Source organism: Oleiphilus sp. HI0123, from assembly GCF_001635315.1.
In genome coordinates this window covers 1-295 of the sequence record NZ_LWGE01000545.1, presented here as the reverse complement: position 1 = coordinate 295, position 295 = coordinate 1, and the positions used below count along the sequence as shown (strand labels likewise).

Below are 295 nucleotides of genomic sequence, written 5' to 3'. Positions count from 1 at the left end.
GGCGTGAAGATGTGGGAGTATACCGAGACCATCGGTGCAGGATATTCTTTGCATACCAATACCTTCTACATGTTTTACTTTTTGCTGACCTTCTTCCACTTCGCCCATGTGCTCTTAGGTATGGTGATTCTGATTGTGGTATCGAAGAAGGCGAAAAACGGAGACTATAGCTCAGAAGATCACACGGGTGTAGAGACCGGTGCTTCATACTGGCATATGGTGGATTTGCTTTGGATTATTTTATTCCCACTCGTTTATGTGATTCATTAAGGAGTCAGAATCAATGAATGACATT

Annotated in this window: 1 protein-coding gene; it reads left to right on the top strand. The window is 42.7% G+C overall.

Annotated elements, in window-relative coordinates; all coding sequences use genetic code 11:
- The coding region (locus A3761_RS05020; RefSeq protein ID WP_197472833.1) for a cytochrome c oxidase subunit 3 at nt 1–270 on the top strand (270 nt) is incomplete at its 5' end.
- Nucleotides 271–295 lie beyond the last annotated feature (25 nt).